This is a genomic window from Serratia sp. AKBS12 (genome assembly GCF_024793895.1).
In the GTDB taxonomy this organism is placed as follows: Bacteria; Pseudomonadota; Gammaproteobacteria; order Enterobacterales; family Enterobacteriaceae; genus Serratia_F.
Genome location: NZ_JANUSB010000011.1, coordinates 95,248 through 115,544 on the forward strand (window position 1 = coordinate 95,248; position 20,297 = coordinate 115,544).

At 58.2% G+C, this 20,297-nt stretch carries 16 protein-coding genes; 12 read left to right on the plus strand and 4 right to left on the minus strand.

From position 1 onward, the window contains the following. Nucleotides 1–63 precede the first annotated feature (63 nt). The 3 genes from NYE85_RS09070 (at nucleotide 64) to lplT (ending at nucleotide 6,118) form a co-directional block, all read left to right on the plus strand. A complete protein-coding gene (locus NYE85_RS09070; RefSeq protein WP_259004412.1) occupies nucleotides 64–2,340 on the plus strand; it encodes a molybdopterin guanine dinucleotide-containing S/N-oxide reductase in 2,277 nt (758 codons plus the stop codon). A 419-nt stretch (nucleotides 2,341–2,759) separates the two neighbouring features. Then, nucleotides 2,760–4,913, plus strand: coding sequence for a bifunctional acyl-ACP--phospholipid O-acyltransferase/long-chain-fatty-acid--ACP ligase (gene aas, locus NYE85_RS09075; RefSeq protein WP_259004413.1), 2,154 nt, complete (start codon nucleotides 2,760–2,762; stop codon nucleotides 4,911–4,913). Further along, the gene (gene lplT, locus NYE85_RS09080) at nucleotides 4,913–6,118 is read left to right on the plus strand and encodes a lysophospholipid transporter LplT (protein WP_259004414.1); all 1,206 of its coding nucleotides are present in this window, start codon (nucleotides 4,913–4,915) and stop codon (nucleotides 6,116–6,118) included. The genes aas and lplT overlap by 1 nt, the downstream gene beginning before the upstream one ends. A gap of 30 nt (nucleotides 6,119–6,148) precedes the next feature. Here the strand turns inward: lplT and NYE85_RS09085 are convergent, their stop codons facing one another. The 4 genes from NYE85_RS09085 to mutH form a co-directional block, all read right to left on the minus strand. After that, nucleotides 6,149–7,189, minus strand: a complete 1,041-nt coding sequence (locus tag NYE85_RS09085; protein WP_259004415.1) for an NADP(H)-dependent aldo-keto reductase — start codon at nucleotides 7,187–7,189, stop codon at nucleotides 6,149–6,151. A 202-nt stretch (nucleotides 7,190–7,391) separates the two neighbouring features. Further along, on the minus strand, nucleotides 7,392–7,610 hold the full coding sequence (locus NYE85_RS09090) for a YgdI/YgdR family lipoprotein (RefSeq protein WP_259004416.1): 219 nt from the start codon (nucleotides 7,608–7,610) through the stop codon (nucleotides 7,392–7,394). Between the two features lie 143 nt (nucleotides 7,611–7,753). Then, entirely contained in the window at nucleotides 7,754–8,470 is a 717-nt protein-coding gene (locus NYE85_RS09095; RefSeq protein WP_259004417.1) for a TerC family protein, read from the minus strand. 91 nt (nucleotides 8,471–8,561) lie between these two features. Further along, complete coding sequence (gene mutH / locus NYE85_RS09100) at nucleotides 8,562–9,248, minus strand: DNA mismatch repair endonuclease MutH (RefSeq protein ID WP_259004418.1); 687 nt, start codon at nucleotides 9,246–9,248, stop codon at nucleotides 8,562–8,564. Nucleotides 9,249–9,943: 695 nt separating this feature from the next. On the opposite strand from mutH, the gene rppH reads away from it, so the two are divergent. The 9 genes from rppH (at nucleotide 9,944) to recC (ending at nucleotide 20,145) form a co-directional block, all read left to right on the plus strand. After that, the gene (gene rppH, locus NYE85_RS09105) at nucleotides 9,944–10,471 is read left to right on the plus strand and encodes an RNA pyrophosphohydrolase (protein WP_004959157.1); all 528 of its coding nucleotides are present in this window, start codon (nucleotides 9,944–9,946) and stop codon (nucleotides 10,469–10,471) included. A 12-nt stretch (nucleotides 10,472–10,483) separates the two neighbouring features. Beyond that, nucleotides 10,484–12,730 (plus strand): phosphoenolpyruvate--protein phosphotransferase, encoded by a 2,247-nt coding sequence (ptsP, locus tag NYE85_RS09110; protein WP_259004419.1) that lies wholly within the window; start codon nucleotides 10,484–10,486, stop codon nucleotides 12,728–12,730. Between the two features lie 185 nt (nucleotides 12,731–12,915). Then, entirely contained in the window at nucleotides 12,916–13,788 is an 873-nt protein-coding gene (lgt, locus tag NYE85_RS09115) for a prolipoprotein diacylglyceryl transferase (RefSeq protein WP_259004420.1), read from the plus strand. 6 nt (nucleotides 13,789–13,794) lie between these two features. After that, nucleotides 13,795–14,589 (plus strand): thymidylate synthase, encoded by a 795-nt coding sequence (gene thyA, locus NYE85_RS09120; RefSeq protein ID WP_259004421.1) that lies wholly within the window; start codon nucleotides 13,795–13,797, stop codon nucleotides 14,587–14,589. Nucleotides 14,590–14,788: 199 nt separating this feature from the next. Then, nucleotides 14,789–15,289 (plus strand): prepilin peptidase-dependent protein, encoded by a 501-nt coding sequence (locus tag NYE85_RS09125; RefSeq protein ID WP_259004422.1) that lies wholly within the window; start codon nucleotides 14,789–14,791, stop codon nucleotides 15,287–15,289. Beyond that, on the plus strand, nucleotides 15,283–15,858 hold the full coding sequence (locus tag NYE85_RS09130) for a prepilin peptidase-dependent protein (protein ID WP_259004423.1): 576 nt from the start codon (nucleotides 15,283–15,285) through the stop codon (nucleotides 15,856–15,858). The genes NYE85_RS09125 and NYE85_RS09130 overlap by 7 nt, the downstream gene beginning before the upstream one ends. Beyond that, a complete protein-coding gene (locus NYE85_RS09135; RefSeq protein WP_259004424.1) occupies nucleotides 15,855–16,295 on the plus strand; it encodes a YgdB family protein in 441 nt (146 codons plus the stop codon). The genes NYE85_RS09130 and NYE85_RS09135 overlap by 4 nt, the downstream gene beginning before the upstream one ends. Then, nucleotides 16,285–16,641, plus strand: coding sequence for a prepilin-type N-terminal cleavage/methylation domain-containing protein (locus tag NYE85_RS09140; protein WP_259004425.1), 357 nt, complete (start codon nucleotides 16,285–16,287; stop codon nucleotides 16,639–16,641). The genes NYE85_RS09135 and NYE85_RS09140 overlap by 11 nt, the downstream gene beginning before the upstream one ends. A 132-nt stretch (nucleotides 16,642–16,773) precedes the next feature. After that, nucleotides 16,774–20,145 carry an exodeoxyribonuclease V subunit gamma gene (gene recC / locus NYE85_RS09145; RefSeq protein WP_259004426.1) on the plus strand — a complete coding sequence of 1,124 codons (3,372 nt, stop codon included), beginning with the start codon at nucleotides 16,774–16,776 and terminating at the stop codon, nucleotides 20,143–20,145. Nucleotides 20,146–20,297: the final 152 nt, after the last annotated feature.

Consider the following 20,297-nt stretch of genomic DNA (forward strand, 5'->3'; position numbering starts at 1 on the left):
TACTTTGGCTGTCCCCGCTGGCAATGGTATTTTTGCCCATTCCATTTTTTGTTTGAGAACCTCATGTCTATTAAACGTTATCCGCAGCTTGCACACTGGGGGGCGTATACCGCCGTGGTTGAAGACGGCCGGCTGATCCGCTGCGAACCGTTTGCCGGCGATCCCGATCCGTCGCCGATGCTCGATTCCATTGTGCCGATGACCTATTCGGACAAACGCATTCGCAAACCGGCGGTACGCCGTTCCTGGTTGCAAAAACGCGAGGGCAGCGACCGTACGCTGCGCGGCCGCGAGGATTTCGTCGAGGTGGACTGGGAGCTGGCGCTGGATCTGGTGGCGCAAGAAAACCGTCGGGTGCGTGACCGCTACGGTCCCTCTGGCCTGTTCACCGGATCTTACGGCTGGTCTTCCGCCGGGCGCCTGCATCATGCGCGTTCGCTGGTACGCCGCTTCTACTTTTCCGGCGGTGGCGGTGTCGATCAGTTGGGCAACTACAGCTGGGGGGCGGCACAGTTCTTCCTGCCGTACGTCATCGGCACCTTTACGCCGCTGACCGGGCGAGTGACCAGTTGGCCGAGCGTGGTGGAACATTGCGACATCTTCCTGGCGTTTGGCGGCCTGGCGCTGAAAAACGCCCAGGTGTCCTCCGGTGGGGCGGCGGAGCATTCGTTGAAACCGTGGCTGGAAAAACTGGTGAGCAAGGGTACGCCGGTGATCAACATCAGCCCAATGCGCGACGATTGTCCGGCCTTCGTCAATGCCGAATGGATCCCGATCCGCCCCAATACCGACGTCGCGCTGATGCTGGCGTTGGGCTATGAGATCCAGCGGCATGGCGCGCAGGATGAGGCCTTCCTTTCCAGCCATTGCGTGGGGTACCCCCAACTGGCGGACTACCTGCGCGGCGTAACCGATGGCGTAGCGAAAACGCCGCAGTGGGCCAGCGCCATCACCGGCATTCCGGCGGAGCGCATTGCAGGTTTGGCGCAGCAGCTGATCGGCGTGCGCAGCTTCATCACCTGCTCCTATTCGGTACAACGCGCGCACCGCGGCGAGCAGCCGTACTGGATGATGATTGCCCTGTCGGCGATGCTGGGTCAGGTCGGACTGCCGGGCGGCGGTTTTTCGTTCGGCCATGGTTCAATGAACGGCGTTGGCAACCCGCGCGTTGATACGCCCGGGCCGACCATGCCGGTGGGCAGTAATCCGGCCAATCTGGCGATCCCGGTGGCGCGCATTTGCGACATGCTGCTGCAGCCTGGCGAAGCGTACCAGTTCCAGGGCGAAACGCGGCACTATCCGGATATTCATCTGGTGCATTGGGCCGGCGGCAATCCGTTCCATCACCACCAGCAGCTCAACCGTCTGGTGGAAGGCTGGCAAAAGCCGGACACGGTGATCGTGCAGGACATCTGGTGGACACCGGCGGCGAAAATGGCTGATATCGTGCTACCGGTCACCAGTTCGCTGGAGCGTAACGACATTGGCGGTTCGTCGCGCGATCGTTACGTATTGGCGATGCATCAGGCGATCGCGCCACAGCACCAGGCGCGTAACGATTTTGACATTTTCGCCGATCTGGCCGAACGGCTCGGGTATCGCCAGCAGTTCACCGAAAACCGCAGCGAACGTCAGTGGATTGAGCATATCTACCGGCAGTGTGGTTTGGCGCAGGCGGGCACCGGCGTGACATGGCCGGAGTTCGAAACGTTCTGGCAGCAAGGTTATGTCGAACTGCCGGCACCGGAACGGGACTTCGTCTTCTTTGACCAGTTCCGCGAAGATCCGCACGGCTACCCGCTGCAAACGCCGAGCGGGAAGATCGAACTGTTCAGCGAAAAAATCGCCGGCTATGGCTATCAGGATTTTGCACCGCATCCGCAGTGGCAACCGCCGGTGGAATGGCTGGGAGCGCCACAGGCACAGCGTTGGCCACTGCATTTGATCTCGATCCAGCCGGCCGATCGGCTGCACAGCCAGATGGATCCGGCACCGCAGGTACAGGCCAATAAAACCGCCGGTCGTGAGACGCTGTATATGCACCCGATCGACGCCGCTGCGCGCGGCATTGACGACGGTGCGCAGGTGCTGGTCAGCAATGCGCGTGGTGGCTGTCTGGCCGGCGTCAGCATCACCGACGGCGTGACGCCCGGCGTGGTGCTGATGGCCACCGGCGCCTGGTTCGATCCTGGCTTTGGCGCGCAGCGGCATGCCGTAGAACAGGCCGGCAATCCCAACGTACTGACGCTGGATATCGGCACCTCGCCGTTGACCCAGGGACCTAATGCCATGAGTTGCCTGGTGGAGGTCTGTACGGCGTCGCCGAATGGTGCGGGTTGACGGCAAAAAGCGCCGTTACGCCGGTTTTTGTTGCTCAACGGGTGCGTTTTCAGCGCGCCCGAATCCGCATTTTTTGCTACTTTTCGTTGCGAGATCGTTGAGGTTTCATCGAGTTATTACTGGCGAACGCGGGAAATTTACAGCTGGTTGCATTTAGAGCAAAACTCTTTCGATTCAACGGTAGTTTCTTACAGCGGGCATCTCTAAAGTAGGCAGTCCCAGAGGTATTGATTGGTGAGAAATCAGCATACTCTGTATGTTGAAGCCATTTTCAATTGCACCAACCTACGCGGATGCGTAGGTTTTTTTTTGCCTGCCATATAGTATCCTTTCCCTACAAGCAGTTAGCGCCCGGTTTTTTGGGGCGGTTATCCGCCACCGCGCTGATTGCATAGCCGGCAAGCCCATGGGAGAGCGGTATGATCATGTCTGTATTGCGCACGGTGTTTCGCCTGCTTTATCGCGTGCGCGTCGAGGGCGATGCCCGCCATTTTGAACAGCAGAAATTGCTGATCACCCCCAACCACGTCTCGTTTATCGATGGCGTGCTGCTGGCGCTGTTTTTACCCATCAAACCGGTATTCGCGGTGTATTCCAGCGTCTCGGAACGCTGGTTTATGCGTTGGCTGAAGCCGTATATCGACTTCGTTTTTCTTGACCCCACCAAACCGATGGCGATCAAGTATCTGGTGCGCGAAGTGCAAAAAGGGCGACCGATCGTGGTGTTCCCGGAAGGGCGTATTACCGTGACCGGCTCGCTGATGAAGATTTACGAAGGCGCCGGATTTATTGCCGCCAAGTCTGGCGCCACGGTGGTGCCGGTGCGCATCGACGGCCCGGAATTCAGCCCGTTTGGCCGCATGAAGGGGGTGTTTCGGATCCGTGCCTTTCCGCAGGTGACCATCAGCATTCTGCCGCCTACCACTGTGCCCATGCCGGAGGCGCCGCGTGCCCGCGAACGGCGGATGCTGGCCGGTGACCGCCTGCATCAAATCATGATGATGGCGCGCATGGAGAGCCGCAAACCGCAGACCCTGTTCGAGGCGTTGCTATCGGCAACCGAACGTTACGGTATGGCGAAACCCTGTATTGAAGACATCAACTTCAAGGAAGACAGCTATCGCACGTTGCTCAAGAAAACGTTGGGCGTCAGTCGGATCCTGCAACGTTTCACCGCCCAGGGCGAACATGTCGGCATGCTGCTGCCTAACGCCACCATTACCGCCGCCGCCATTTTCGGTGCGTCGCTAGGTAATCGTATCCCGGCGTTGCTCAATTATACCGCCGGCGCCAACGGCTTGCGCAGTGCGCTGACGGCGGCGACCATCGGCACCATCGTCACCTCGCGCCAGTTTCTGGAAAAGGGCAAACTGACCCATTTGCCCGAGCAGGTGCCGGACGCCAACTGGGTATATCTGGAAGACCTGAAAGATACCGTCACCCTGGCCGATAAACTGTGGATCCTGCGGCATTTGCTGCAGCCGCGACGCGCCATGCTGCCGCAACGACCGGACGATGCGGCGCTGATTCTGTTTACCTCCGGTTCGGAAGGCAACCCGAAAGGGGTGGTGCATTCTCATGCCAGCCTGCTGGCCAACGTCGAGCAGATTCGTACCATCGCTGACTTTACGCCGCGCGATCGCTTTATGTCATCGTTGCCGCTGTTCCACTCATTTGGCCTGACGGTCGGGCTGATTACTCCGCTGATGACCGGTAGCCGCATATTTCTCTATCCCAGTCCGCTGCATTACCGAGTGGTGCCGGAACTGGTGTATGACCGTAACTGCACCGTACTGTTCGGCACCGCCACCTTCCTCAATAATTACGCCAGATTCGCCCATCCGTATGATTTCGCCCGCCTGCGTTACGTGGTGGCCGGGGCGGAAAAACTGGCGGACAGTACCAAACAGATCTACCAGGACAAATACGGTATTCGCATTCTGGAAGGTTATGGCGTGACCGAGTGCGCGCCGGTGGTCTCGATCAACGTACCGCTGGCGACCAGGGTCGGCACCGTGGGGCGTATCATGCCGGCAATGCAGGCGCGGCTGATGCCGGTGCCGGGCATCGATCGCGGGGGACGCCTGCAACTGCGTGGGCCGAACATCATGAAAGGTTATCTGCGGGTTGAGCACCCCGGCGAACTGGAGCCGCCCGCCGCCGAGGATCAACAGGGCAACCTGCAACCGGGCTGGTACGACACCGGTGACATCGTGACGCTGGACGAACAGGGATATTGCACCATTCGCGGTCGGGTGAAGCGTTTTGCCAAACTGGCAGGAGAAATGATCTCACTGGAGAGCGTGGAACAGCTGGCGCTGCGTGTCGCCCCGCAGGGGCATCACGCCGCCACGGTGAAAAGCGACAGCAGCAAAGGCGAAGCGCTGGTGCTGTATACCACCGATGCCGGCATTACCCGCGACGCCTTGCTGCGCGTGGCGCGTGAACAGGGTAGCCCGGAACTGGCGGTTCCGCGTGACATTCGCCTGATAAAAACCTTGCCGGTGCTGGGCAGCGGCAAACCTGACTATGTCACCCTGCGTAAAATGGCTGAACAGCCGGAGAGTGTCTGATGAATCAGCCGTTGACTGATAATGCCCCCCTGCTGTCGCGCGGCATGATCGCCGTGATTTGCGCGCAGTTCCTCTCGGCCTTCGGTGACAATGCCTTGCTGTTCGCCACGCTGGCGTTGATCAAACAGCAGCTTTACCCGGACTGGAGCCAGCCGATACTGCAAATGGCCTTTGTCGCTACCTATATCATTCTGGCGCCGTTCGTTGGCCAGATTGCCGACAGTTTTGCCAAGGGGCGCGTCATGATGTTCGCCAACGGCCTGAAGCTCGCCGGGGCGCTGGTGATCTGCTTTGGCCTCAACCCGTTTCTTGGCTACAGTCTGGTGGGCGTGGGAGCCGCCGCGTATTCACCGGCGAAATACGGCATTCTGGGCGAAATCACCAGCGGCGAGAAGCTGGTCAAGGCCAATGGCCTGATGGAAGCGTCGACCATTGCTGCGATCCTCATTGGTTCGGTGGCCGGCGGCGTGCTGGCGGATTGGCACATTATTGCCGCACTGGCGGTGTGTGCGCTGGTCTACGCGGCGGCGGTGGTCGCCAACCTGTATATTCCACGACTGGCGGCGGCACGACCGGGAGCCTCCTGGCGACCACGCGCCATGACGCGCAGTTTCTTCGCCGCCAGTGTCATGCTGTGGCGCGACGGACAAACGCGCTTTTCGCTGATTGGCACCAGCCTGTTCTGGGGCGCGGGCGTGACATTACGTTTTCTGCTGGTGTTGTGGGTGCCGGTGGCGCTCGGCATCGTCGACAACGCTACGCCGACGTTGCTCAATGCCATGGTCGCAGTAGGGATTGTGATCGGCGCCGGTGTTGCCGCACGGTTTGTGACGCTGGAAACGGTACGGCGCTGCATGCCGGCCGGTATTCTGATTGGCGTGGTAGTGGCGCTGTTTGCGCTGCAAACCGCGATGATTAACGCCTATGCCTTGCTGATGCTGATTGGCGTGCTGGGCGGGTTCTTCGTGGTGCCGCTGAACGCCTTGCTGCAAGAACGCGGTAAGCGCTCGGTAGGGGCAGGCAACGCGATTGCGGTGCAGAATCTGGGCGAGAATACCGCCATGCTGTTGATGCTGGGTCTGTATTCGCTGGTAGTGAAGCTTGGCGTACCGGTGGTTGGCGTTGGCGTCGGGTTTGGCGTGGTGTTTGCGCTGGCGATTGCCGCGCTGTGGCTGTCTCAGCGCCGTGACGGTCGGGCGGGATAATAGCGGGCCGGGATTGCCGGCCCGTTGTAGTTATGGTGCAGGAATGGTGAAGCGGGTATGAATTTCCTCCAGCCCTTGTAGCACATCTTCGTTCAGCGTCAGGTTGAAACTGTCGATATTGGTCTGCAATTGCGCCAGGGTAGTTGCGCCCAGCAGCGTACTGGCGACAAACGGCTGTTGGCGCACAAATGCCAGCGCCATCTGTGCCGGATCCAGATTATGTCGCTGCGCCAGCGCCACGTATTCGGCAATCGCCCGCTGGGTTTGCGGCGCCGAATAGCGGGTGAAACGGCTAAACAGGGTATTGCGCGCTCCAGTCGGCCTGGCGCCGTTCAGATATTTGCCGGTCAGTGTGCCAAAGGCGAGGCTGGAATAGGCCAGCAATTCTACCCCTTCAAACTGGCTGATTTCCGCCAGCCCCACTTCAAAACTGCGGTTCAGCAGGCTGTACGGATTCTGAATGGTGACAATGCGCGGCAACTGGTGTTTTTCTGCCAGGCTGAGGTAACGCATTACGCCGTACGGGGTTTCATTGGATACGCCGATATAGCGGATCTTGCCGGCGCGGACCTGTTCGGACAGCGCTTCCAGCGTTTCCAGCAGGGTGACGCTGGCCATTTCATCGGTATATTGGTAGTTCAGCTTGCCGAAACAATTGGTGGTGCGCTGCGGCCAGTGTAGCTGGTAGAGATCGAGATAATCGGTGTTCAGACGCTGCAGGCTGGCGTCCAGCGCGGCGCGAATGTTTTTGCGATCGAGCGCTTGCTGCGGGCGGATGCCGCTGTCATTGCCGCGCACCGGTCCGGCAACTTTGCTGGCCAGCACGATTTTTTCGCGGTTGCCGCGCGCCTTGATCCAACTGCCGATGTAACGTTCGGTCAACCCCTGGGTTTCCGGGCGAGGAGGGACAGGATACATTTCGGCGGTATCGATCAGATTGATGCCTGCGGCTAGCGCATAATCCAGTTGCGCGTGAGCATCGGCTTCGCTGTTCTGTTCGCCAAAGGTCATGGTGCCCAGTCCCAGCACGCTCACTTCTAAAGAACTGTGGGGAATACGATGATATTGCATTAACGATCTTCCTTACTTGATAGCGCTGCGGGCAGCGATGCCCGGTGAAACAGGAGTCTGCCGTCAGGTTCGTCGCCTAGAGAGCGTCAGGACGCTTTGCTCGACTATAACCAAGCTGCGCGGAAGGGGAAAGCGGATTAAATGCGGTGGAGGGAACAGAGTGGCTACCGCGCGCTGACCTCAGCGATAGCCGTTGAGGCGATTAACGCTCGATAACCTGCGATACCTGATCGCCATTGATTTGGCGGCTGTTGCCGGCCTCATCGTGGTAGCTGATCAGTCCGGTATCTTCATCGATCTCGGGTTTCCCCTGGGTCAGGATCATATTGCCGTCTTTGGTGGCCATCACGTAATCACTGGAGCAGCCAGCCAGCCCGGCGGCCATCACCACGGCGCAAACTGCCATTACCCACTTTTTCATCCTGCGGATCCTCAATTAAGCATAAAAGAACGTTGTTTTAAGATTAGCAAATGATGCGTAAAGGTTATCTCAGATAACTCTTTATCTTGGCAAGTTAAAGGATTCGTTGACCGGAGGCGCACAGGCATGCGCCTCCGGTGAGGTTATGCGGTTGGCTTGCCTTTCTTGCTGCGCATCAGGTTGAGCGCTTCTACCGATATCGAGAAGAACATGGCGAAGTAAATGTAGCCCTTTGGCACATGAACCTGGAAGCTTTCCAGCATCAGGGTGAAGCCGACCAGGATCAGGAACGCCAGCGCCAGCATTTTTACCGATGGGTGACGATTGACGAATTCGCCAATCGACCGCGCGGCAAACATCATTACGCCGACCGCAATCACTACCGCCGCCATCATGATAAACAGGTGATCGGACAGGCCAACGGCGGTAATCACCGAATCCAGGCTAAAGATGATATCCAGCAGCATGATCTGCACGATGGCGCCCAAAAAGCCGTGCACCTTGCTGCTGTGATGCTCTTCGGAACCTTCGATGGTTTCATGGATCTCCTTGCTGGCCTTCCAGATCAGGAACAGGCCGCCAAACAGCAGGATCAGATCTCTGGCTGAAATGCTGTGTTCCATGACGGTAAACAGCGGATGGGTCAGGCGAATCACCCAGGCGATGGAAGCCAGCAGCCCCAGGCGCATCAGCATTGCCCCCGCCAACCCTATCCGACGCGCCTTGTTCTGCTGCGCTTTAGGCAGTTTTGCCACCACCAGAGAAAGGAAGATGATGTTATCGATACCCAGAATGATCTCCAGGATGGTCAGCGTACCTAACGCCAACCACGCATTGGGATCTACAATCCACTCAAACATTGCCCAGCACACCTTAAAAATTTCGAAGAGGGAATTATACGCACTTATCGAAATAACAACATTAGCTAAACGCGAACTAAACAAAGGCGCTTTAAATTAAGAAATGTCTTGCCAGTAGCGCGCCGGTAAAGCTTTTTTTCAAATAAAAACCGCGCGGTAGCGTCATGATCGGCTGCCCCTGTTCGCCAATGGCTTCGGTCAGCGCTTTGCTGTTGGCGGCTTTGGGCCGCAGTTGCAGCACTTCGCCGTGGCGGGCGGTAATGCGCTCTACATGGCCAAGCACGATCAGATCCATTAATTCTTCCCAGTCGCGGCGCAGCATTTCTTCTTCCTGCGCGTTCGGGCTCCACAGCAGCGGTGAGCCGATGCGCCGATGCGCCAACGGAATCTGCCGTTCCCCCTCGACCGGGATCCACAATACCCGCGCCAGTTTGTGCCGCACGTGGCTGCTTTGCCAGGTAACGCCACTGTTGCCGGTGAGCGGGGCGACGCACACGAAGGTGGTTTCCAGCGGTTTGCCGGCGGCGTCTATCGGGATGGTTTTCAGTTCAATACCCAGCTCGGGGAAATCCTGTTCCGGCTTGCTGCCAGCCATCGCCCCCAGATACAGCTCCAACAGCATGCCAACCCAACCCTTGTCTCGCTTCAAGTCCCTGGGGATGGCGATGTTTGCCTGCGAGGCGAGTTCGCCAAAGCTACAGCCGGCGAGCTGTTGTGCGCGCGCCAGCAGCTGTTGTTCATCTTTCGGCGGCGGCAGTAGCGGGGATAAAAGCGCCATAAATCAAGCCTGTGTTTGATGGTTAAAAAACGCACTGCATTTGCCCACAGTGGTCAGCCTGAGCCTTCGCCTGGGGAAAAGGTTAATAGTAGCATGATTTTACATGGTTTTTTTTGGTGCCGGCGAGCAGAAAGCGATTTCTGTTTTCGCTTGTGCACCTGTAGCCACCGACAATGAACAGGATCTTACACCTATTTATCCACAGTTTTATGGGATAACCCAGATTTTTACCGATCACTGGTTCGATTTACAGCCTTGACTCAGCGGTTTTTTTGCGAATTTGTCCGATTTGTGCGTAACACAGGCGAATAATCTGTGGATAAAAACAGCTTTGGTGGATCTTTCACCAACGCAAGATCCCAAGCCTGCACAGATCACATTTTTACCCTGTACACAACTGATGTTATATATGTATTTGTTTGTTTTAAAACAATAAATAAATTTATCCACCGGGCGGGCATTTGAGGTTGGTAGAAGTTTTACCGGCTTATCCCTTGAGTTCTTCACACACCTATCCACAGAAAAAGTGAATAAATCGCCGCGAAAATGGCGCTCGTTGTTTATAACTTTGCCATTATCTGTGAGTTATCCCAACGTTATCCGAGACGCAGCGCTGTAAAGCAGTGGTTTACCGCCTGTAGCTTGTGTGAAACAATCAGAGCATCTATACGAATTTTGCTTATCGAGGTAGTCCGGTGATCGATGATGATGGCTACCGCCCGAATGTTGGTATCGTAATCTGTAATCGTCAGGGGCAGGTCCTGTGGGCCCGCCGCTACGGTCAGCACTCCTGGCAGTTTCCCCAAGGTGGGATTAACCCTGGCGAAACCGCGGAACAGGCCATGTATCGTGAGCTGTTCGAAGAAGTGGGGTTGAATAAAAAGGATGTGCGTATCCTGGCTTCAACCCGTAACTGGTTGCGCTATAAATTGCCAAAACGTTTGGTGCGTTGGGACACAAAGCCGGTTTGTATCGGCCAAAAGCAGAAATGGTTTCTGTTGCAGCTAATGTGCAATGACGCGGATATCAATATGCAACGCAGCAGCACGCCGGAATTTGACGGCTGGCGTTGGGTGAGCTTCTGGTATCCCGTGCGTCAGGTGGTATCGTTCAAACGCGATGTGTACCGCCGGGTGATGAAAGAATTTGCCGCAACCGTGATGCCGATGCAGGAGCAGACAGCGCCACGGCAGGCTCCCGCTTACCGCCGAAAAAGAGGTTAAGTTAAGCAGACTATGCTCACGCGCTTGCGAGAAATTGTTGAGAAGGTAGCCGCGGCAGCCAGTTTGACAGATGCGCTGGATCTTTTGGTCAATGAAACCTGTCAGGCGATGGATACGGAAGTGTGTTCCATCTACCTGGCAGATAACGATCGTCGTTGCTATTACCTGATGGCGACGCGCGGGTTGAAAAAACCGCGCGGGCGCACCATTGCCCTGGCGTTTGACGAAGGCGTGGTTGGCCTGGTCGGTCGGCGGGCGGAACCGATCAACCTGGCGGATGCGCAAAGCCACCCCAGTTTCAAATACGTGCCGCAGGTAAAGGAAGATCGTTTCCGATCGTTCCTGGGCGTGCCGATTATCCACCGCCGCCAGCTGTTGGGCGTGTTGGTGGTGCAGCAGCGCGAGCTGCGCCAGTTTGATGAAAGCGAAGAGTCTTTCATGGTCACGCTGGCCACGCAGATGGCCGGTATTCTCTCCCAATCGCAACTCAACGCCATCTTTGGTCAATATCGCCAGACGCGTATCCGCGCCCTGGCGGCGTCGCCGGGCGTGGCGGTAGCCGAAGGCTGGCAGGACAGCAGCCAGCCGTCGCTCGATCAGGTATTCAGAGCCTCGACGCTGGATACCGTCAGCGAACGCGATCGGCTGACCCAGGCGCTGGAAGAAGCCGGCGCGGAATTCCGCCGGTTTAGCAAACGCTTTGCCGCCAGCTCGCAAAAAGAAAGCGCGGCGATCTTCGATCTTTATTCCCACCTGTTGAACGACGCGCGCCTGAAACGCGAACTGTTTGCCGAAATTGACGCCGGTTCGGTGGCGGAGTGGGCGGTCAAGCAGGTGATTGAGGCGTTTGCCGCCCAGTTTGCCAGCCTGCAAGATACCTACATGCGCGAACGCGCCAGCGATCTGCGCGCGCTCGGCCAGCGGCTGCTGTTCCATCTTGATGACACCACCGAGGGCGCAACCCAGTGGCCAGCTCGCTTTGTGCTGGTGGCGGACGAACTGACGGCGACGCTGTTGGCGGAAGTGCCGCCGGATCGTCTGGCCGGCGTGGTGGTGCGCGACGGCGCCGCCAACTCGCATGCCGCAATTCTGGTACGCGCAATGGGCGTGCCGACGGTGATGGGGGCCGATATTCAGCCGTCGTTGCTGAACCAGCGGCTGCTGATTGTCGACGGCTATCGCGGCGAACTGCTGGTCGATCCGGAACCGGTACTGGTGCAGGAATACCAACGCCTGATTAACGAAGAGCTGGAACTCAGCAAGCTGGCGGAAGACGACGTTGAACAACCAGCCCAGATGAAAGGCGGTGAGCGGATTCAGGTGATGCTCAATGCCGGTTTAAGCCCGGAACATGAACAACTGCTGGGAAGTCGGGTCGACGGTGTCGGCCTGTATCGCACCGAAATCCCGTTCATGCTGCAAAGCGGCTTCCCGTCGGAAGAAGAACAGGTGGCGCAGTATCAGGGTATGTTGCAGCTATATCCCACCAAGCCGGTCACGCTACGCACGCTGGATATCGGTGCCGACAAACAGCTGCCGTACATGCCGATCAGCGAAGAAAACCCGTGTCTGGGTTGGCGCGGTATCCGCGTCACGCTCGATCAGCCGGAAATATTCCTGATCCAGGTGCGTGCGATGCTGCGCGCCAATGCCGGTACCGGCAATCTGGGCATCCTGTTGCCGATGATCACCAGCCTGGATGAGATCGATGAGGCGAAACGGCTGATCGAACGTGCCGGCAACGAGGTGGAAGAAGTGCTGGGATATGCCATTCCCAAGCCGAAGATCGGCGTGATGCTTGAAGTGCCGTCAATGATCTTTCTGATCCCCTATCTGGCTCGGCGCGTTGATTTCATTTCGGTTGGCACCAACGATCTCACGCAGTATCTGCTGGCGGTCGATCGTAACAATACCCGCGTGGCGGCGCTGTATGACAGCCTGCATCCGTCGATGCTGCGGGTACTGAAGATGATCGTCGAACAGGGGGAGGCCGCCGGTTTACAGGTGGGGCTATGCGGCGAACTGGCCGGCGATCCGATGGGGGCTCTGCTGTTGATTGGCATGGGGTATCGCCATCTCAGCATGAACGGGCGCAGCGTGGCGCGGATCAAATACCTGCTGCGGCATATCGAACTGGCAGAGGCGCAAGCCCTGACGCTGCGAGTGCTCAACGCCCAGATGACCACCGAAGTGCGCCATCAGGTGGCGGCATTCATGGAGCGACGCGGCATGGGCGGGCTGATTCGCGGCGGGCGCTGAGCCGCGCGCTGACTGATTTTTTTACAGAACTTTTCCCAACAGGCCAGGCCGGACGGCGCTAAGCCTATGTTATGATGCGTTTCCTCAATTGCGCTGCCGCCAGAAAGCGGGTCGGCAGCGCGTTTGGCACCTGCCGCCCCCACTGGGGAAGAATAATCGACATAATTGACATGTTGTGGTGATAGATGAGCAATAGCTATCTGGCGTTTCCTAAATTTGATCCGGTGATTTTTTCAATCGGCCCGGTATCGTTGCACTGGTACGGTTTGATGTACCTGGTCGGCTTTGTCTTTGCCATGTGGCTGGCGATCCGCCGCGCCAATAAACCGGGCAGCGGCTGGACCAAAGACGAAGTGGAAAACCTGTTGTATGCCGGTTTCCTCGGGGTGTTTGTCGGTGGCCGCGTTGGCTATGTGCTGTTCTACAATCTGCCGTTGTTCCTTGACAACCCGCTGTACCTGTTCAAAGTCTGGGATGGCGGCATGTCATTCCACGGCGGTCTGCTGGGCGTGATTCTGGTGATGTTCTGGTTTGCACGCCGCACCAGGCGCACTTTCTTCCAGGTATCGGACTTTATCGCGCCGCTGATCCCGTTTGGTCTGGGAGCCGGGCGTCTCGGCAATTTCATCAACGGCGAACTGTGGGGCCGGGTCACCTCCGACGTGCCTTGGGCGATGCTGTTCCCCGGCTCGCGCAACGAAGATATCGCCATTGCCGCAGCCGATCCGCAATGGCTGCCGTTGCTGAACCAGTACGGCGTGCTACCGCGCCACCCCTCGCAGCTGTATGAACTGCTGCTTGAAGGCGTAGTGCTGTTTATCATTCTGAACCTGTTTATTCGCAAATCGCGTCCGATGGGCGCGGTTTCCGGCCTGTTCCTGATTGGCTACGGGGCGTTTCGCATCATTGTCGAAGCCTTCCGCCAGCCGGACGCGCAGCTCGGCCTGTTCGACGGTGTGATCAGTATGGGCCAGATCCTGTCGATTCCGATGGTATTGGCCGGTATCATTATGATGATTTGGGCGTATCGTCGTCGTCCACAGCAACAAACTTCGTGAGGAAAAATGAAACAGTATCTGGATTTGATGAAGAAAGTGCTCGCCGAGGGCACCCCTAAAGCCGATCGTACCGGCACTGGCACGTTGTCCATTTTCGGCCACCAGATGCGTTTCAATTTGCAGGACGGCTTTCCGTTGGTGACCACCAAAAAATGTCACCTGCGCTCGATTATTCATGAACTGCTGTGGTTCCTGAACGGTGATACCAATACTGCCTATTTGCGTGACAACAAGGTCACCATCTGGGATGAATGGGCGGATGAAAACGGCGATCTTGGCCCGGTGTATGGCAAGCAGTGGCGCGCCTGGGGCGCGGCGGATGGGCGTCAGATCGACCAGTTGAGCAACGTGTTGCAACAGTTGAAACAGGATCCGGACTCCCGTCGTATCATTGTTTCCGCCTGGAACGTCGGCGAACTGGACCAGATGGCGTTGGCACCATGCCACGCCTTCTTCCAGTTCTACGTAGCCGACGGCAAACTGTCTTGCCAGCTGTACCAGCGGTCATGCGACGTGTTCCTCGGTCTGCCGTTCAATATTGCCAGTTACGCGCTGCTGGTGCATATGATGGCGCAGCAGTGCGATCTGCAGGTCGGCGATTTTGTCTGGACCGGCGGCGACACCCATCTTTACAGCAACCATATGGAACAGACGGCGTTGCAGTTGACCCGTGAGCCGCGGCCATTGCCGAAGCTGATAATCAAGCGCAAACCGGCGTCGCTGTTTGATTACCGCTTCGACGACTTCGAGATCGAAGGTTACGATCCGCATCCTGCCATCAAGGCACCGGTCGCCATCTGACCACCAACCAGGCTACTCTCCAGGGCGCAACCAGTTTGCGCCTTTTTTTCGCCTGTCGATGTGGCGCTGTAGGTTATTCTGCGTAGCGCCTCGCATTTGGATGGGTAGTTTCAGCCTGTGCATCATTAAATTGCGTAACGTTTTCCAACCCTCACACCGCCCGCTGTTCATCTTTATTCAGCGGGTTACACTCGCCGTCATGAAAAACAGATGCATGCGTCACGCCCGCAGCCAGCGCGGCATGACGCTGATAGAACTGCTGGTGGTGATCGCTCTGGCCGCGTTGCTGAGCAGTTGGGGTGTCAGCCACTGGCATCAGCATCGCCAGGCGTTACGGTTGGAACATACCGCGCTGCAATTGCTGGCGTTTCTCACCCGCCTGCAGGCTGATGCCAACTGGCGCAATCGTGCCGCGCTGCTGTGGTTCAAGCCGGGGGAGCATTGGTGCATTGGCAGTGGCAGCGAACCGCTGACCTGTAGCGCGGCCGAAGACTGGGTGTTTGTTGCGCCGTCTGACGGCGTGCAGTTGAGTGATTATACCCGCAAGGAGATCGGGTTTTATGGTCTACGCAACGGTGCGCAGGCCGGGCATATCCAATTAAGCAACGGTGTCGGCAGTCTGCGGGTGATACTGTCGGCAAAAGGGCGGTTGCGGCTATGCAGCGTCGAGGTGGTGCTTGGCGGGATCGGCCGGTGTTAGCCTCGTCGCGAGGTTTTACCCTGCCTGAAGCGCTGCTGGCGATGGCTTTCGGCAGCCTGGTTGCGTTGGCAGCAGCGCAAACGTACCCAGTTCTGCGTCAGCAGAGCGTGGCTCTCGGCCAGTATTATCGGCTGGAACTGGCGTTACGCCAACTGGCATTCGCTATAGAAAAGGATCTTCGCCGCGCCGGGTTTTGTGCCGGTGGTTGTCACGGCCAGCCGCTAATCATTAGCCAACACCGAGGAGAAGCAAGCTCCAGCTGTGTGATCGTCCGTTACGATCTGAACCGCAACGGCCGCTGGGAAAGTAGCGGCAGCGACGCCGAGCAATTTGCCTATCGGCTACGCCAGGGAGCGCTGGAGCACCAGCGCGGCGTAAGCCACTGTAATGGCAGCGGTTGGGAACGATTGATCGATCATCAGCAAATTCATATCGATACCTTCAGGATCGACATGCAGTCCGGTCGGCATCGCCGTCAGGCGGTGAGTCTGTCGCTGACGGGGCATGCAGCAGTGCGGCCGCATATCCAGCGTACGTTGAGCGTGTCTGTCAGCCTGGAGATGCGATGAACCGGCACGGGCAACGAGGCGGTAGTGCGTTGGCTGCGGTGATGTTACTGCTGGCGATGGGGTTGATGCTGTTAACCGCCCAGCAGCGACAACTGGATAACGCCCTGCTGCTGGCAGCCGATCAACAGCGTTATCTGGTGGCGTATAATCAGGCGGCGTCGGCGCTTAATTGGGGGATGGTGCAGCCATGGCCCGTCGCTCGGCTGACAGTGCAACGCTGGCATTGTCTGCGTCACCTGGCCGAGTTGCAGGTATGCGGCAAAATGTCGGTTCGGGCCGGGATCGTAGTGCTGCGCGGCCAGGGAACACTGGCTGGCGATCGGCCGCTGTGGCTCTACCAGTTGGCAATGCCGGACGACAAGGGGAAACTGGCCGCGGTCACCGGCGGGCGTCTGGATTTTTGCCCGGAAAAGAACGAGGCCGACTGTGCGGACTGACCCGATACCGGCCAATGTTGCGCGTCAACGCGGCTTCAGCCTGCCTGAGGTATTAATTGCGGCACTGTTGTTCTCGGTGTCGTTACTCGGCCTGTTGCAGTACCATCAGGCATTGTTACAGGGGTTCCAGCGTCAATGGCAATCTCGCCAGGCCTGGGCATTGGCGCATCAACAATTGGAGCGTCATGCCGCCGGCATTGAGGGCGTAGAGACGCTCCCCCCCGGCTGGCGGCGTGAAGTACAGCACAGTCGCGAAGATGATGCTTGCCATCGGCTGACGGTCACGATACAAACCCCGCAACGACAACGGATCCAGCTTGGCCGCTGGTATTGCGACGGCGATTAGCCTGGCGGCATTGGCAGACGATGGCCAGGGTGGTCAGCGACTGTTGTACCGTTGCGCCACGCTGGCGTGCAACAGTGATGCGGCGCCAGAGTCGCGCTATTTTTTGCAGTATGACGCGTTTAAAGGAGCCTCATGTTCACGGTTTACCATTCCAATCAGTTGGATTTGCTGAAAACGCTGACCAGTGCGTTGATCGCCAGAGAACCGTTGGGCGACCCTTTTCAAGCGGAGGTCATACTGGTTCAGAGCCCCGGCATGGCGCAGTGGTTGCAGATGCAACTGGCCGAACAGTTTGGCATTGCCGCCAATATTGCCTTCCCGCTACCGGCATCGTTTATCTGGGAGATGTTCACCCGCGTGTTGCCCGGCATCCCGCAGGAGAGCGCCTTCAGTAAGGATGCCATGACCTGGAAACTGATGTGGCTGCTGCCGGATATGCTGACCGAGCCGGAGTTTGCGCCGTTGCAGCACTATCTGGCCGACGACGGCGACAAGCGCAAAATTCATCAGCTGGCCGGGCGAGTGGCCGATCTGTTTGACCAATATCTGGTGTATCGACCGCAGTGGCTGGAAAGCTGGCAACGTGGCGAGCGTATCGACGCCCTGCCAGAGGCGCAGCAATGGCAGGCACCGCTATGGGCGCGCCTGGTGGAGTACACCCGGCAGCTTGGACAGCCTGAGTGGCACCGTGCCAATCTGTATCGGCGTTTCATCGCCACCCTGGAACAGGCGCAAACCTGCCCGGCGGGCCTGCCACCACGGGTATTTATCTGTGGCATTTCGGCATTGCCGCCGATCTACCTTGAGGCTCTGCAGGCGTTGGGCAAACACATCGATATACATCTGATGTTTACCAACCCGTGCCGTTACTACTGGGGTGATATTCAGGATTATGCGTTCCTGGCACGGCTGCAAAGCCGTAAGCGCCGTCATCACCAGCAGGCGCTCGAACAGGGGCTGTTCCGCCAGCCAGAGCAGGCCGCACAGCTGTTCGATACCGACGGCGAACAGCGCTTGAGTAATCCGCTGCTGGCCTCCTGGGGCAAGTTGGGGCGCGACCATTTATATCTGCTGGCGCAGATGGAGTCGTTGCAAGAGGTTGATGCCTTTGTGGACATTGCGCCGGACAACTTGCTGCATGCCATTCAGCACGACATGCTGGAGCTGGAAGATCATGCGATCATCGGCACCACGGCGCAAACGCTGGAACGTAGCGACAACAAGCGCATGCTCGATCCTGCCGACCGTTCCATCAGCCTGCACGCCTGTCATAGCCCGCAGCGCGAGGTGGAGGTGCTGCACGACAGGCTGTTGGCGATGCTGGCGGAGGACCCACAGCTGACGCCGCGTGACATCATCGTGATGGTGGCCGACATTGACAGCTATACGCCGTACATTCAGGCGGTATTTGGTAATGCGCCGCCGGAGCGCTATTTGCCGTTCGCCATTTCCGACCGTAAAGCGCGGCAGGCTCATCCGGCCTTGCAGGCGTTTATTTCGTTGCTGGATTTGCCGCAGAGTCGCTTTTCTGCTGAACAGGTGCTGGCATTGCTGGAGGTTCCGGCGCTAGCGGCGCGTTTCGCCATTGATGAAGAGGGGCTGCGTCTGTTGCGCCGCTGGGTCGGCGAATCCGGCGTGCGTTGGGGGCTGGATGATGACAACGTGCGCCAACTGGCGCTGCCGGTTACCGGCCAGCACACCTGGCAGTTCGGCATCACACGCATGCTGCTCGGGTATGCAATGGACAGCAATATCGGGGACTGGCAAGGCGTCTTGCCGTATGACGAGTCCAGCGGGTTGGCGGCGGAGCTGGCCGGGCAGTTGGCAGAACTGCTGGCGCAGCTTGCCGACTGGCGGCAACGGTTAGGTGAACCACGCACGTTGGCGGAGTGGCTGCCGCTATGCCGCCGGTTGCTGGACAGTTTCTTTGCCGCCGACGCCGACACGGAAGTGATATTGGCGCTGATCGAACAGCAGTGGCAGCAGGTAATCGAGTTCGGGCAGGGGGCGCGTTATCCCGATGCGGTGCCCCTGACGCTGCTGCGAGACGAACTGGCGGCACGTCTCGATCAGGAGCGCATCAGCCAGCGTTTTCTGGCTGGGCAAATCAATTTCTGCACCTTGATGCCAATGCGTTCCATCCCGTTCAAGGTGGTATGCCTGCTGGGCATGAACGACGGCGTTTACCCGCGCACCCTGCCGCCGCTGGGTTTTGACCTGATGGCTCAGCAGGTGAAGCGCGGCGATCGCAGCCGGCGCGACGATGACCGCTACCTGTTCCTTGAGGCCATCCTGTCGGCGCAGCAGCAGCTGTATATCAGCTTTATCGGACGGTCGATCCAGGATAATAGCGAACGTTATCCCTCGGTGCTGGTGACCGAGTTGCTGGAGTATCTGCAACAAAGCTACTGTTTGCCGGGCGATGAGCACCTGGACGCCGACGGCAGTGCGCAGCGGGTCGGTGAGCATTTGCTGCGCTGGCATGCCCGCATGCCGTTCGCCGCAGAGAACTTTCTGCCGGGGGCCGAAGCGCAGAGCTACGCTGCCGAATGGCTACCGGCTGCCGACCGACGCGGTGAAGCACACCCGGTGTTCAATCAGCCGCTGTCGCCAGAGCCGCAACCGCAGCTATCACTTGACGATCTGCTGCGTTTCTATCGCCATCCGATCCGCGCCTTCTTCCAATTACGTCTGGGAGTCAACTTCATTCTGGAAGAAACCGAACTGGCGGATGAGGAGCCGTTCACGCTGGACAACCTCAGCCGCTATCAATTCAACAATCAACTGCTGAACGCGTTGATTGAAGATCAGGACGCGACGCGGCTGTATCAGCGGATACGCGCTTGCGGAGGTTTACCGTACGGCCCGTTTGGCGAGATCTACTGGCAAAAACAGCAAGAAGAAATGAGCGAACTGGCAGCGCAGGTACGTGATGAACGGCGGGAAAGCAGTAGTCTGGAGCTGGACCTCGACATCGCCGGCGTGCGTCTTGGCGGCTGGCTGCATCAGGTGCAGCACGACGGTCTGTTGCGTTGGCGGCCAGCGACGCTGTCGGCGGTCGACGGTATCTTGCTGTGGTTGGAGCATCTGGCATATTGCTCTGCCGGCGGTGAGGGGGAAAGCCGGATGTTCGGGCGCAAGAACGCCGCCTGGCGTTTTGCCGCATTGCCGCCAGAGGCCGCGCGTGCCCAGTTGGCCGAGCTGATCGCCGGTTATCAGCGTGGGCTGTGTGAACCGCTGATGTTACTGAACAAAAGCGGCTGGGCGTGGTTAAGCCAGTGCTATCAGCAGGACTCACAGCAGATTGACTGGGGCGAGGAGGCGCAGGCCAGGGCACGGGCCAAACTGCTGCTGGCATGGCAGGGCGATCAGCGCATTCCCGGTGAAGGCGAGGATCCGTATATTCAGCGGGTTTTCCGTCAGTTGGACAATGCCACACTGGCACAAATTGTGGCGGAAACAGAGCGTTACCTGCTGCCGGTGGCTCGCCATAATAGAGGGTGACCATCACCCGGTGGTACTGGTTGCCGGGAGATGGTAAAAATAAACTGGTTTATATTCAACCTTCAGGGTTGTTTCCGGTCTTACATAAGATATCGGCATATAGCTTTGCTGTTTTTTGATGAGCGACGGGGTCGTCAGGGATATGGCGACAC

Excerpts from the sequence above, each read along its gene's own strand:
- recC (WP_259004426.1), top strand. The coding sequence starts at position 16,774 with ATGTTCACGGTTTACCATTCCAATCAGTTGGATTTGCTGAAAACGCTG.
- aas (WP_259004413.1), top strand. The coding sequence starts at position 2,760 with ATGATCATGTCTGTATTGCGCACGGTGTTTCGCCTGCTTTATCGCGTG.
- NYE85_RS09085 (WP_259004415.1), bottom strand. The coding sequence starts at position 7,189 with ATGCAATATCATCGTATTCCCCACAGTTCTTTAGAAGTGAGCGTGCTG.
- NYE85_RS09125 (WP_259004422.1), top strand. The coding sequence starts at position 14,789 with ATGAAAAACAGATGCATGCGTCACGCCCGCAGCCAGCGCGGCATGACG.
- thyA (WP_259004421.1), top strand. The coding sequence starts at position 13,795 with ATGAAACAGTATCTGGATTTGATGAAGAAAGTGCTCGCCGAGGGCACC.
- NYE85_RS09090 (WP_259004416.1), bottom strand. The coding sequence starts at position 7,610 with ATGAAAAAGTGGGTAATGGCAGTTTGCGCCGTGGTGATGGCCGCCGGG.
- NYE85_RS09135 (WP_259004424.1), top strand. The coding sequence starts at position 15,855 with ATGAACCGGCACGGGCAACGAGGCGGTAGTGCGTTGGCTGCGGTGATG.
- NYE85_RS09095 (WP_259004417.1), bottom strand. The coding sequence starts at position 8,470 with ATGTTTGAGTGGATTGTAGATCCCAATGCGTGGTTGGCGTTAGGTACG.
- NYE85_RS09070 (WP_259004412.1), top strand. The coding sequence starts at position 64 with ATGTCTATTAAACGTTATCCGCAGCTTGCACACTGGGGGGCGTATACC.
- mutH (WP_259004418.1), bottom strand. The coding sequence starts at position 9,248 with ATGGCGCTTTTATCCCCGCTACTGCCGCCGCCGAAAGATGAACAACAG.
- lplT (WP_259004414.1), top strand. The coding sequence starts at position 4,913 with ATGAATCAGCCGTTGACTGATAATGCCCCCCTGCTGTCGCGCGGCATG.
- lgt (WP_259004420.1), top strand. The coding sequence starts at position 12,916 with ATGAGCAATAGCTATCTGGCGTTTCCTAAATTTGATCCGGTGATTTTT.
- ptsP (WP_259004419.1), top strand. The coding sequence starts at position 10,484 with ATGCTCACGCGCTTGCGAGAAATTGTTGAGAAGGTAGCCGCGGCAGCC.